11 protein-coding genes are annotated in these 12,861 nt (G+C 52.1%); 10 read left to right on the forward strand and 1 reads right to left on the reverse strand.

Annotated elements, in window-relative coordinates; translation table 11 throughout:
• Nucleotides 1–28: 28 nt before the first annotated feature.
• The 3 genes from ispG to NG665_RS03030 all read left to right on the forward strand — a co-directional run bounded on the left by ispG (nt 29) and on the right by NG665_RS03030 (nt 3,921).
• Nucleotides 29–1,183, forward strand: a complete 1,155-nt coding sequence (gene ispG / locus NG665_RS03020) for a flavodoxin-dependent (E)-4-hydroxy-3-methylbut-2-enyl-diphosphate synthase (RefSeq protein WP_252674076.1) — start codon at nt 29–31, stop codon at nt 1,181–1,183.
• 1 nt (nt 1,184) lies between these two features.
• Entirely contained in the window at nt 1,185–2,033 is an 849-nt protein-coding gene (locus NG665_RS03025; RefSeq protein WP_252673819.1) for a GNAT family N-acetyltransferase, read from the forward strand.
• Nucleotides 2,034–2,133: 100 nt separating this feature from the next.
• Nucleotides 2,134–3,921 (forward strand): proline--tRNA ligase, encoded by a 1,788-nt coding sequence (locus NG665_RS03030; RefSeq protein ID WP_252674077.1) that lies wholly within the window; start codon nt 2,134–2,136, stop codon nt 3,919–3,921.
• 154 nt (nt 3,922–4,075) lie between these two features.
• Here the strand turns inward: NG665_RS03030 and NG665_RS03035 are convergent, their stop codons facing one another.
• Complete coding sequence (locus tag NG665_RS03035) at nt 4,076–4,987, reverse strand: hypothetical protein (protein WP_252673820.1); 912 nt, start codon at nt 4,985–4,987, stop codon at nt 4,076–4,078.
• A gap of 177 nt (nt 4,988–5,164) precedes the next feature.
• Between NG665_RS03035 and rimP the strand changes: the two genes are divergently transcribed.
• The 7 genes from rimP to NG665_RS03070 all read left to right on the forward strand — a co-directional run bounded on the left by rimP (nt 5,165) and on the right by NG665_RS03070 (nt 12,773).
• On the forward strand, nt 5,165–5,635 hold the full coding sequence (gene rimP / locus NG665_RS03040) for a ribosome maturation factor RimP (protein ID WP_252673821.1): 471 nt from the start codon (nt 5,165–5,167) through the stop codon (nt 5,633–5,635).
• Between the two features lie 11 nt (nt 5,636–5,646).
• A complete protein-coding gene (gene nusA / locus NG665_RS03045; RefSeq protein WP_353888242.1) occupies nt 5,647–6,612 on the forward strand; it encodes a transcription termination factor NusA in 966 nt (321 codons plus the stop codon).
• A gap of 141 nt (nt 6,613–6,753) precedes the next feature.
• The gene (locus NG665_RS03050) at nt 6,754–7,119 is read left to right on the forward strand and encodes a YlxR family protein (RefSeq protein WP_252673823.1); all 366 of its coding nucleotides are present in this window, start codon (nt 6,754–6,756) and stop codon (nt 7,117–7,119) included.
• A 70-nt stretch (nt 7,120–7,189) separates the two neighbouring features.
• Nucleotides 7,190–10,072 carry a translation initiation factor IF-2 gene (gene infB, locus NG665_RS03055; RefSeq protein ID WP_252673824.1) on the forward strand — a complete coding sequence of 961 codons (2,883 nt, stop codon included), beginning with the start codon at nt 7,190–7,192 and terminating at the stop codon, nt 10,070–10,072.
• A gap of 32 nt (nt 10,073–10,104) precedes the next feature.
• Entirely contained in the window at nt 10,105–10,560 is a 456-nt protein-coding gene (gene rbfA / locus NG665_RS03060) for a 30S ribosome-binding factor RbfA (protein WP_252673825.1), read from the forward strand.
• On the forward strand, nt 10,560–11,585 hold the full coding sequence (gene truB / locus NG665_RS03065) for a tRNA pseudouridine(55) synthase TruB (RefSeq protein ID WP_252673826.1): 1,026 nt from the start codon (nt 10,560–10,562) through the stop codon (nt 11,583–11,585). Before rbfA ends, truB begins: the two co-directional genes overlap by 1 nt.
• Nucleotides 11,586–11,810: 225 nt before the next feature.
• Complete coding sequence (locus NG665_RS03070) at nt 11,811–12,773, forward strand: hypothetical protein (RefSeq protein ID WP_252673827.1); 963 nt, start codon at nt 11,811–11,813, stop codon at nt 12,771–12,773.
• Nucleotides 12,774–12,861 lie beyond the last annotated feature (88 nt).

Consider the following 12,861-nt stretch of genomic DNA (forward strand, 5'->3'; position numbering starts at 1 on the left):
TAAGAGTGGAATAATACTGATCGTGAATATGCCAGTTGCTTTAGGAATACCAACCGTCAAAGAACCAGTTGCGGTTCTTTCTCCACGAAAGAAAACACGCCAGATACGTGTGGGCGATGTTTTGGTTGGGGGCGATGCTCCGGTATCGGTCCAATCAATGACGACGACGAAAACCCACGACATTGGCGCGACCTTGCAGCAGATTGCTGAATTGACTGCTGCTGGTTGTGATATCGTCCGAGTAGCTTGCCCGACAGATAAAGATGCTGAGGCGTTGCCGATTATTACCGCAAAGTCTCAGATTCCGGTGGTGGCTGATATTCATTTCCAGCCACGCTACGTATTTGCGGCTATTGAGGCGGGGTGCGGTGTGCGCGTCAATCCCGGAAACATAAAAAAGTTTGATGACAAAATCCCGGAGATTGCTGCGGCAGCTAATGCCAATGGTACGGCGATGCGTATCGGTATTAATGCCGGTTCCCTCGATCCGCGTTTGCTGAAAAAGTATGGCAAAGCAACTCCGGAAGCCCTGGTAGAGTCAGCTGTTAATGAGGCTCGACTTTTCGAAGATGCGGGCTTTTATGATTTCGCTATATCGGTCAAACATCACGATCCGGTGACGATGGTACGCGCCTATGAGTTACTCTCCGAAGCAGGAGACTGGCCGTTACATTTGGGGGTAACTGAAGCAGGCCCTGCATTCCAAGGAACAATTAAGTCTTCGGTTGCATTTGGCGCCCTGTTAGCTCAAGGTATTGGTGATACTATCCGGGTTTCGCTCTCTGCGCCTCCGGTAGAAGAAGTTAAAGTTGGCGAAGCGATTCTACGTTCGTTGAATTTGCGGCCCAAGAAGCTCGAAATTGTTTCGTGCCCATCTTGTGGACGTGCCCAAGTTGATGTCTATACGTTAGCCGAGCAGGTTTCTGAAGGTCTTAAGGATGTTTCGTTCCCGCTTCGAGTAGCGGTGATGGGCTGTGTTGTTAACGGTCCGGGTGAAGCACGTGAAGCGGATCTGGGCGTTGCCTCGGGTAATGGCAAAGGTCAGATTTTCGTTCGTGGCAAGGTTGTTGATACTGTTCCAGAAGCCGATATTGTGCCAACGCTTATTGCCCGCGCACGGATTGTTGCTGAAGAACTTGGTTTGAAAGAAGACGCAGAGGCTTCACCTGAAGTGATCGTCTAAGATGCGGTGGGCACGACGTCGTGAATCGCGGCTTCGCCGACTAGGTCCGGCAGATCTGGGCCAGGTCAGAGATTTTCTCAACAAGGATCCGGTAGCTTCAGTGTTAGCACGGGTGCCTGTTGAAGCCCAAGCGCCGGGAATGGCTCACACCCTAGGTTACACTTCTGGAGCTGGCCTTAGTGCATTGTGCCATATCGGTGCAAATATTGTTCCGTTAGGGTTTACTGAGGACGGCTTGGATTCGTTGGCTCGCTATATTATTCGCCATGGGCGGCGGGCAAGCTCTATTGTTGGTCCAGCAGACCAAGTTCTTGGGCTGTGGGATCGGATCGAGGCCTGGTTCCCCGAGCCACGAGATATCCGCGCCCACCAACTGTCTATGGTGTGGAGTGGAACTGGGCGATGTGCCCCAGACCCTACAGTTCGCCTCGCTCATCTCGGAGAAAGTGCGCTAATTGTTCCGGCGTCGGTAGCGATGTTTATCGAAGAGGTTGGTTATGATCCGACCAGTTATGGCCCGGCCTATGCCCAACGTGTCCATAGCCTGGTGCGCGATGGTCAAACTTTTGTGCGTATGGGTTCGCGCCAGGGTAGCCCATTCGTTGAGTTCAAAGCTGATATTGGTGCCCTTGGCGGTGGAGTGGCGCAGATTCAGGGCGTATGGGTTCATCCTGATGTGCGCGGGCGTGGTTTAGCCGGCCCGGCGATGCTTGCGGTGGCGCAATACGTTACGCAGATGATTGCCCCTACGGTATCCCTCTACGTCAATGACTACAATTACGCTGCGATACGTTCCTATGACAAGGCTGGGTTCGACGTCGTCGGAGAATTTGCTACGGTCATGCTTTAGATCGCTTGTGTTGTGGAAGATGTTGTCAACGCCACGAAAGATGAGCGGATGCGAATAGGGTCAGGCCTCGCAAACAGCTTAGACTAGTTATGTGTTAAAAATGTCTGAACTCTTTGTCCGAACCCTGCGCGATGATCCGGCCGATGCAGAGGTCCGCTCCCATAAACTCCTCGTACGTGCCGGATATGTACGTCGCGCTGCGCCAGGAATATACACTTGGTTGCCACTAGGACTCAAAGTCCTTCGTAAGGTTGAAGCAGTTGTCCGCGAAGAAATGGATGCTGCTGGCTCTCAGGAAATGCACTTTCCGGCGTTGCTCCCTCGCGAGCCGTATGAGGCTACTAATCGTTGGGAAGAGTATGGGCCAAATCTTTTTAGGTTGAAGGATCGGCGCGATAACGATTACTTGTTGGCGCCTACCCATGAAGAAATGTTCACCCTTGCCGTAAAGGACATGTATTCTTCGTATAAAGATCTTCCGGTTTCGCTCTACCAGATTCAGCATAAGTATCGTGATGAGGCCCGTCCGCGTGCTGGTATTATCCGCACTCGCGAATTTATTATGAAGGATGCCTACTCTTTTGATATTGACGACGCCGGTTTGGATCGTTCGTATGAGACTATGCGTGGCGCATATCAGCGTATTTTTGATCGTCTTGGTGTCCCGTTCGTCATTTGTTCGGCACAGTCTGGTGCTATGGGCGGATCGCGTTCGGAAGAATTTCTTGCTCCGTGCGCTATTGGTGAAGATACGTTCGTGATGTCTGCTGGGGGCTATGCGGCCAATACTGAAGCTGTCACTACTCCACCTCAGCCTGAGCAAGATTTTTCGAACGTTCCTCAGCCACACGTGGTACCAACGCCGGGGGCAACAACGATTGCTTCGTTGGTAGAGATGGCCAACGAGGTTGCGCCGCGTGCGGATCGCCGGTGGGAGGCAAGCGATACGTTGAAGAACGTCGTAGTGAGTTTTGTGCATCCTGATGGTGAACGTGAAGTTGTGGTTCTTGGTGTGCCAGGGGATCGCGAAGTTGATCTCAAGCGGGTTGAAGCGAGTGTTTCGCCGGCAGAAGTTGAGATGGCTACGCCAGAAGATCTAGCTAAGCATCCGCAACTCGTTGCGGGTTATATTGGTCCGCAGGTTATCGGCCCGAATTCTGTTGACCGCCAGGTCAACGATGAAGGTGAGATTTCTGGATCGGTACGTTACTTGCTCGATCCGCATATTGCTCGCGGTTCGCGTTGGATCTCGGGTGCAAACGCGGTAGATCAGCACGTTTTTGATCTTGTCTACGGCCGTGATTTTGAAGCAGATGGAACCATTGAAGCTGTGGAAGTGCGCGAAGGTGACGAAGCTCCCGATGGTTCGGGTCCGCTCACAATCGAGCGCGGTATTGAAATTGGGCATATCTTCCAGTTGGGGCGCAAGTATGCTCAAGCGCTTGGGCTTACTGTTTTGGACCAAAATGGTAAGACCACCGTTGTCACAATGGGCTCGTATGGTATTGGCGTTTCGCGCGTGATGGCTGCTCTTGCTGAGCTCAATTCGGACGATCTTGGTTTGAAGTGGCCGTTGCACTTAGCTCCGGCACAGGTGCACGTGATTGCCACCGGTAAGGGTGAGGAGATTTTCGGTACTGCCGCAGATTTTGCGCAACAGATTTCCGATCGTGGTCTCGACGTTCTCTATGATGATCGGGTGAAGGTTTCAGCCGGTGTGAAATTTGCCGATTATGAGCTTATCGGTGTTCCGTTCGCGATCGTGGTTGGTCGCGGTTTAGCCGACGGCAAAGTTGAAGTACGTGATCGGCGCAGTGGCGAAAGTTTCGAAGTGGCAGTAGCAGATGCTATGGCTAAGCTCGATGAGGTTATGGCCAACGCGCAGTAATATGTGACTCGCCTGCACTGGATGGTGTGGGTTGATATTACCTATGTTTGTGGGGAGCTACTTTGGTAGCTCCCCACAAACATATTTGAAGGCTGATGGAGTCATTATGGATGTGCAAACGTTAATGCTCGTTAGCTGGGTGGGCTGAGTGTGTCTATTGTGCTCCTGGAAGAACAGCTATGGGGGATTGGGGGCTTAGTATGCATAGCAACGCTACGGTGGCAGTGCGCTGCTGGTGATCGAGTTGGGGTGCGTGGCTAAGTAGCTCGCTTGCGATTAGTGAGCTGACGGAGGTATCGACATCGGCTGATTGGGGAAGTGGCGCTATGGGATGGCGCTCGTCTTTTCCGCCGTTTTCTAAAGCACTATGAGTCAGCTCGGTCAGTAGGTTGATTTTATGTAGTTCAATTTGGCGAGCACCTGGGTCAAGGAGGGCAGCGTGATATTCAAGCCATTGCCGAGCGGTATCGACATTGACGATTGCTGGGGCGGTGTTTACTGCGCTGCTAAGAGCCGCCACATCGGGAGTTGAACATATTTCTAGACGTTGTGCTGGGTCTGCTAGATTGGCGGCGAAAGTGCGGGCACTGGTTGCGATAGAAACAGATAGGTGTGGATCAATATTGTCAGTGGCACTGAGTTTGTCTGAAATAGTAGAGAGCTGGCTTTGTAAGGATGGCAGAGAGATCTCGGGCGCGTTGAGGTCTAGGTGCGGATTTTCATATCCTTGTGGAGCACCGTCAGGCCACGGAACCCACACTCCGCCTATTCGCTCTAGCCATGCCTGGCTAGCAGGAATGAGTTGTGTGAGGATCGCCGTCGATGTGGCATCAGGATTTGAGGTTTGTAACTCTTGTGCTGTTGCATGAACTCGCGCGATACTTACCGCAATATCTTGGCGTTCTTCCTCAGCGGCACTGGGCGTTTGAGGAGCGACAGATGTATTTTCTAACCGAGTTCCCATGACCACGAGAATCAAAATAAAAACGGCACATACCGTGACAATGGTTGAGATAAAAAGTAGCCACGAGGTCACACGGGATCGATCATAAGGGGTAGTGGTCATAACACTACTGTGCCACAGCTGACCCGCGCAGTGGGAGAGCTCGGGAACAAAACCTGTCAAAACCTTCTCCATGAACAGTTAACCTGCCCTGTGAGAGAACTCCGGTGAGCTATGACAAAAACGTGATTTTCTGAGGTGTCGTGGCATGCTCGGTTTCAAGCAGGTAGTCTTGAGACTATGGTAGACAATGTTTCAGCGCGTCTTGCGCAACTTCTTGATCCTGTTATTCAGGATGCTGGTCTGTGGCTAGAAACTGTTCGCGTGGTTGGCGCTGGAAAGCACACTGTGGTTCGGATAACTGTTGATTTACCTGCTGGTCCCGGCGGTGTTGATTCGACTCAGTTAGCAGATGTATCGCGTGCGATTTCCGCAGTTCTCGACGAACACGATCCGGTTCGAGGTGCATACACTTTGGAAGTTTCGACGCCGGGTGCCACTCGTGAACTATCTGAAGAGCGTCATTTCTCGCGTGCAATTGGCCGCAAAGTCGAATTTCAACGTCACGATTTAGTGAAGTTTACCCAACGTGTGGTTGACGTGGCTGATGGTGTTATCACCCTTGAGGGTGATCCGGGTACAATTGCTGTTGACGATGTGGCGCGCGCTCACGTTGTTATTGAACTGAACAGGGCTGAGGGGGAGAACTAATGGAACTGTCAATGAATGAGCTCCGAATTGTTGAGTCGGAGTTGGGTATTGATCTCAATGTTCTGCTAAATACTATCGAAGATGCTCTCGTTCATGCCTACAACCGCGTCCCAGGAGCTGTTCGCGGTGCCCGGGTAGAACTTGATCGTAGCACTGGCAAAGTTACCGTTTGGGCGCCTGAAGTTGATGAGAACGATGAAGTTATTGGCGAGTTTGACGATACCCCAAATGATTTCGGCCGTATTGCTACCTCAACAGCTCGTTCGATTATTGCTCAGCGGTTACGTGATGCTGAAACAGAACGTGTTTTAGGTACCTTCCAGGGTAAGAAGGGCCAGCTTGTTTCTGGAGTCGTTGAAGGCAATGTTAGTTCGAATCCGCTTTCGCGTGATATTTTTGTGGAATTGGGCGAAAACCGGGGTTTGCTTCGTGCTGATGAGCAGGTTGCCTCGGAACACTTCAAGCATGGTGATTTGATTCGCGCATTGATTCTCGATATTTCGGTCGGTACTCAGGGTGCATCGATCCGGTTATCGCGGTCACATCCAGATTTTGTTCGGCAGCTTTTTGAAACTGAGGTTCCAGAAATTGCTGACGGCACAGTTGAAATCGTGTCCTTGGCTCGTGAAGCTGGGCACCGCACTAAGGTTGCAGTGTGGAGTAATGATGATTCCGTTGGTGCCAAAGGTGCATTGATTGGCCATAATGGTCAGCGTGTGCGGGCGGTAACTCAAGAGCTTCACGGTGAAAAGATTGACGTTGTTGATTATGACGACGACATTGCGGTTTTTATAGCTGCTGCACTTTCTCCGGCTAAGGTGACTGAGGTTGAAATTCTGAATCGAGATTTGCGTCAGGCGCGAGCGATTGTTCCAAACGATCAGGCTTCGTTAGCTATCGGCAAGGAAGCACAAAATGTGCGCCTTGCAGCGAAGCTAACTGGCTGGTCAATCGACATCCGTAAGGAATCGGAATAGTCGTAGAGTGCTGCTGATCTTGGGCTATTTTTAACTGGTTGACATATCCACCAGTCCAGACCGTGCCCTGCATATTGTGTGCAGTGGCACGGTCTGTTTCATATAGTAGATCGGGTATATGTGCAGTACAATAGATACTGTATGTCTATGTCAGTACCAACAGTTAGTAACGATATGATCGATCAACGCGATCAGATCATGATTCGTACCTGTGTTGGCTGTCGGCATAAAGCATACAGGAACGAGCTTTTGCGCGTTGTTGTCAACAGTGATGGTTATGTACAACCTGACCCACGAGCAATTATGCCAGGGCGAGGAGCGTGGGTTCATCCACGTTCCCAATGCGTAGCACAGGCAGTGAAAACTTCTCAGTTTGCTCGGGCGTTTCGTCGTCCAGTACGAGTGAGTAATGAATTTCAAACCTGTGTTAGTGATTTTGTTCGATCAGCACGGTTTCGTGCCAATAACCCAATGAAAGCGGGTAGAGAGCCGATGGGCACCCGATGAGTACCCAGCGATGAGCTGCCAAACAGGGGCCTGACGCACAGATTGCGCGGGCCAAGACATAAGGAGAAATGTGGCTAAGGTCCGCGTCCATGAACTTGCTAAAGAGATCGGTGTGACAAGTAAGAAATTACTTGAAGTGCTTACATCCGAAGGCGAATTCGTCAAATCTGCATCCTCGTCTATCGAGGCACCAGTCGTGCGTAAAGCACGTGAATATTTTGAATCGCATCCAGAAGAAATCGATTCGAAGAAAGCAGCTAAAAAGAAACCAGCTGCTAAAGCTGAGCCAGCACCAACTACAGTTGCCGAGTCCGCTGAGTCTGCTGAGACTCCAAAACCAGCAACTCCTGCTCCAGCTCGACCACAACCGGTGGTTCGAAAGGCAACTGCTAAGACTGCCGCAAAGACCCCAGTGGCGAAACCAGGTGCAAAGCCAGGTGCTAAATCTGGATCAACATCGGCCACACAAAAGCCGGTAGCTGGCAAGCCAAATGAAGCCAAGGCGCCTGCAGCGCCAAGTAAGCCTGCATCCAAGCCTGGCGCACCGCGTCCAGCTGGTCGATCAGCTACACCAGGCTCGGCTCACGCCTCGGCAGAAGCTGCTCGAGAGTCTGCACCACCACGTCCAAGTGGTGGCCGAGCTCCACGCCCCGGTGCTCCACGCCCCGGAAATTCACCATTTGCTCCCAAGCAGGGCATGGGCGGCCGTAATGGCCAAGGCGGTCAAGGCCGTGGGCCTCGTCCAAATGGTGCAGCATTCGGTAAACCCAATCAAGGTGGCCGTGGCGGTCAAGGCCAAGGAGCTCCAGGTCGCGGTCCGCGCACCGAAGGTACGCCACGTCCGCAACGCGGATCGGCAGATCGTCCAAGTCCAAATATGATGCCTGAGCAGATGCCGGCACCAACACCAGCGCGCGGCGGCGGTCGCGGTCGTGGCGGAAATAATGCTAACGGCAATGGTGGTAACGGTGGCGGTCGCGGCGGCTTTACCCGTTCGGGTGGAAAAGCACGCGGCGGTTCCACTGCAGGTGCATTCGGTCGCCAAGGCGGCGGCCGCGGCAACCGTAAGTCTAAGCGGGCAAAGCGTCAAGAGTGGGAAGAGCAGCAATCTCCGATGCTCCAAGGCGTCCAGATTCCTCGTGGCGATGGTTCCACTGAGGTTCGCGTACGCGCTGGCGCATCTCTAGCTGACTTCGCAGAACGCATTGAAGCAGATCCAGCAGCATTGGTGACCGTCTTGTTCCGTATGGGCGAGATGGCAACAGCCAATCAGTCCCTGGATGAAGATACCTTCGCACTCCTTGGCGCCGAACTTGGTTACGACATCAAGATCATGAGCGCAGAGGATGAGGATCGTGAAATCCTCGAATCCTTCGATATCGATATTGACGCCGAGCATGCAGATGAATCTGAAGAAGATCGTCTGCCACGCCCGCCAGTAGTGACCGTCATGGGCCACGTCGACCACGGTAAAACCAAGCTTCTTGACGCGATCCGTAACGCCGACGTCGTCGAAGGTGAAGCTGGTGGTATTACCCAGTCCATCGGTGCCTACCAGACCCACGTCAAGGTTGAAGAGGGCGAACGTGCCATTACCTTCATTGACACCCCAGGTCACGAAGCCTTCACTCAGATGCGTGCCCGCGGTGCTGATATCACTGACGTTGCCATCTTGGTTGTTGCTGCAAATGACGGCGTCATGCCGCAAACTGTTGAAGCAATCAATCACGCACAGGCAGCAAACGTGCCGATCGTCGTCGCCGTGAACAAGATCGATGTTGATGGGGCAAACCCAGATAAGGTTCGTGCCCAGCTCACCGAATACAACTTGGTCGCAGAAGAGTACGGCGGTGACGTCGCATTCGTCGATATTTCGGCAAAACAGCAGATTAATATCCCTGCATTGCTTGAAACCGTATTGACTACTTCCGATATTTTGGTTACCCCGATGGCTAACCCGAACAAGCCAGCGCGTGGTGTAGCGATTGAAGCAAAGCTCGATCAGGGCCGTGGTTCGGTTATTACCGCGCTCGTCCAAGAAGGAACCTTGCGTATCGGTGATCCGATTGTTGTTGGTACCGCATACGGTCGTGTGCGTGCCATGATTGACGAGCATGGAAACCGTCTCGAAGAAGCTGGTCCGGCACGTCCGGTTCAGGTTCTTGGTTTGACCTCGGTTCCAGGTGCAGGCGATCAACTCATCGTCGCTGACGATGATCGTACTGCACGCCAGATTGCAGAACGTCGCGAAACTGCCAAGCGTGCAGCAACGTTGGCCAAGCGTCGCAAGCGCGTCTCGCTTGAGGACCTCAACGCAGCTATCGAAGAAGGCAAGATCGAAAACCTCAACCTCATTATCAAGGGAGATTCCTCTGGTTCGGTTGAAGCGCTCGAAGCGTCCTTGCTCGATATCGAGATCGGTGGCGACGAAGTCCAACTCAACGTGATCCATCGCGGTGTTGGCGCAATTACGCAGTCCGACGTCGATCTGGCAACCGTTGATAACGCAATCATTATCGGCTTCAACGTCCGCCCGGCAGAGCGGGTGAGCGAATTGGCTGATTCTGAAGGTGTGGAGATGAAGTTCTACTCGGTCATCTACGATGCGATCGACGAAGTTGAGGCTGCCATGAAGGGCAAGCTCAAGCCGATCTACGAAGAAGTCCAGGTGGCAACTGCTGAGATTCGCCAGGTGTTTAAGTCCGGTAAGGCTGGTCTTATCGCTGGTTCGATCGTTCGTTCTGGTTCGATCCGGCGCGGTCACAAGGCACGCCTGATCCGTGACGGTAAGACGATTGCGGAAAACCTGGAGATCGTATCGTTGCGTCGTGAAAAAGATGATGTGACTGAAGTGCGCGAAGGCTACGAGTGTGGTATCACTCTTGGCTACAAGGATATTGCCGAAGGTGACATCATCGAAACGTATGAGATGCGTGAGAAGCCACGCGACTGATCGTTACGTGACTATACGCAAAGTGAGGAAACATGGTTAATCCACGAGCAGCTAGAGTAGCTGAGCGTATTCAGCAAATAGTTGCCTCCATGCTCGATAAGCAGATCAAGGATCCGCGGTTAGGCATGGTGACAATTACTGATGTGCGCGTTACTGGAGATCTTCAGCATGCAGATGTGTTCTACACCGTTTTCGGTGACGAACACGATGCGAAGAACACCGCAGCCGCATTGCGTTCTGCCACCGGAGTGATTCGCTCCAATGTTGGAAAGCAGCTCGGATTGCGCTTGACTCCATCGTTGGCGTTCCATCTCGATGCATTGCCAGAGTCAGCAAAGTCTATTGAAGACTTGCTGGTTGCTGCTAAGTTTAGGGATGAGCAGATCCGCCAGATGGCTCGAGAAGCACAGTATGCGGGAGATCCAGATCCATACCGTCGTCCAGAAGACGACGAGCAGGACGAACCCGTCGAGGATTTCGCACAGTAGTGGCGCGAAATCGTCAACAGATGCCAGATCGCCCCCGGCGCGTAATGCCGTGGGGCGATCTGCCACGTGGTGGACATGAAGCTGCCGATGGGTTAATTCTGATCGACAAACCGCAAGGTGTGACCTCGCACGATGTTGTGGGTGCGATGCGCCGGTTGGGTGCGACTCGCAAAGTCGGGCATACCGGAACTCTTGATCCGATGGCTACCGGTTTGCTGACGGTGGCCTTTGGGCGAGCCACTAAACTCGTCCAGTATCTCACTGGTGCAGATAAGCGGTATCTTGCACGCATTGTTATTGGTGTGGGTACGGATTCGGATGATGCTGATGGTACTGCGATAGCGCCAACTGCCGCGCAGAGTACACGTATTAGCCAGATTACGGCTGCGGATATTGATGGTGCGATGGCTGAACTTACCGGCCCGATCCAGCAGGTTCCGGCAACTGTTTCGGCGAAGAAGATTGGCGGTAAACGCGCCCACGATCTGGTTCGTGATGGGCATGATGTGGAGCTTGCTGCACAGTCAGTAACAATCCATAGTTTTGACCGTACCAGCGATGTTGTTGCGCAAACCCACCAGATGGACGGGTTGAGCTTCCCGGTGTTGGCGTTCGATGTGAGTGTGGCGGTTTCTTCGGGAACCTATATTCGTGCGTTGGCTCGCGATCTTGGCGAAAATCTGGGGGTGGGTGCGCATTTGACGATGTTGCGCCGCACCCAGGTTGGCAAGTGGGATATTGCGGATGCGCATACGGTCGAGGCCCTGCGTGAGCTGATAGTGGGTGAGCAGTCGTTGCCGATTGTGGGCATTGATGCCGTGTGTGCCCTAACGTTCTCCCGGATTTCGGTGACGGCCCAGGAGGCTGAACGACTCGGGCGCGGGCTTTTTATTGAACGCCGTGATCCAGAGCGTATTGCGGGTGCCAATAAATGGCCGGCGTGTGCGTTTCTAGGTGAGCAGGCGGTTGCTATCGTTTCGCCGCGTTCCAAACAGTTGAAACCTGATTTACAGATTCGGATCTAGATGTAGGGCAGTGCTGCGAGATTAGTGTGCACGAAACCGGGGAATACGGGGCGATAGGGTGCTATAGCGCAAGATCTCCCCGTATTCCCCGGTTTTGGTAGCTCCTGTGGTTTATGAATGTGCGCATTAGCCTTAACACGCAGGAAAATGCTTTTACAACGAATTCCGTTTCGTTATCATGTGTAGATAAACAGCTCAATGGTGAGAAATTTTCTGGAGGAAGATATGCAACGGTTTTTGCGAGTTGTAGTCGCCATGATGTTGACCGGCAGTATCCTAAGCGCCTGTAGCGAAGAACCGCCTCCACCGCAAAGTTCAGTGGACGATGTTGATGTTACTGGGTTGAACTTGAAGGCAGATATCGATCGTGACTCATGGATGATTACTTTGCCGGCAGATCGGTTTGGAATTTCTCGAGATGAAGAAGATATAATTTCTTCGGCGTATATGGGAGCCAGTATGACGTGCTACAAGAAATATGCTCCTGATCAAATTTGGGTAGATTTACCTCCTCTTTCTGGCTTAAATGCGATGAATCCTCCTGTTTTCTCGGAATTTGGCGTGTGGCGAGTAGGTATGGCGCAGCAATTTGGTTTTGATGCTCCTGCGACTGCTCGTATTCCTATTGCAGGGCGTTCTGATGTTCGCACACCTATTTCCAGAGAAGTAGTTGCGAAAGTTTACAAAGATCGAGCGGCGATCCCTACGGATGTTTTCGAAAAAGCAGTTGCTTCGTGCGAGGATGATCCAGATATTCAAAAGTTCAAAAACCCTTACGAGTTAGTTATTGCGCCGTGGTGGGATGAGATTAATCAGGCGCGAGCCAAGCTATTTGACTACGATGCGGCTCGCCAAATTTATAACGACGTTGCTAGTTGTTTCGAATCCGAGGGTTTGAAAATGGCAGAGGAAGGGTTTGGGGGTGTTGAGAACTTCGATTTTCGGCGTAAAAAGAATAATCCTTATCCTGCTAAAAAAGAGATAGATATTGCACTGAAAGTAGCTCAATGCCAGGAGAAATTCGATGCTACACCGAAGCTTGCTGAGATTTTAGCTGAGAAACAAGCCGACATTATTAAGAAATATCCGAATGAATTTGTTTCGGGCCGCCAAAAGATCGATGCTCTTGTTGCAGATGCGAAGCAATACATACAAGAACATCCCGATGTTTACGTTAAAACGAACTAGTTCTTATGTGCAGTCGGTCTCTTCATCACGGATATAGAGTCGTGAGTTGTCTGCGTTTCGAACGAGTATGGTGAGGATAGGGAGTTTA

Source organism: Arcanobacterium pinnipediorum (assembly GCF_023973165.1).
Classification (GTDB): domain Bacteria; phylum Actinomycetota; class Actinomycetes; order Actinomycetales; family Actinomycetaceae; genus Arcanobacterium; species Arcanobacterium pinnipediorum.